Source organism: Streptomyces musisoli, assembly GCF_016741855.1.
Classification (GTDB): Bacteria; Actinomycetota; Actinomycetes; order Streptomycetales; family Streptomycetaceae; genus Streptomyces; species Streptomyces musisoli.
On sequence record NZ_JAERRH010000134.1, the window covers coordinates 1 to 296 of the forward strand.

Sequence of the window (296 nt, forward strand, 5' to 3'; positions counted from 1 at the left end):
AGGACGCGGTCCGGTCGGATGGGCAGGCTGCGGTGGCGGACGCCGGTCGCGTGCCAGACCGCGTTGGCGACGGCGGCCGCGGCGCCGACGATGCCGACCTCTCCGATGCCCTTGATCCCGACGGGGTCGGCCGGGTCGGTGTCGTCGATCCAGTCGGCCTCGATGTGCGGTACGTCGGCGTGTGTGGCCACGTGGTAGCCGGCGAGGTCGGCGCCGACGGGGCCGCCCGAGGCGCGGTCGCGTACGGCCTCTTCGTGCAGGGCCATGGAGATGCCCCAGATCATGCCGCCCAGGAG

The 296-nt window shown here is 74.0% G+C and carries 1 pseudogene; it reads right to left on the minus strand.

Going from position 1 to position 296, the window contains the following annotated elements:
• Nucleotides 1-296: pseudogene (locus tag JK361_RS40800) on the minus strand (xanthine dehydrogenase family protein molybdopterin-binding subunit); the annotation flags it as partial.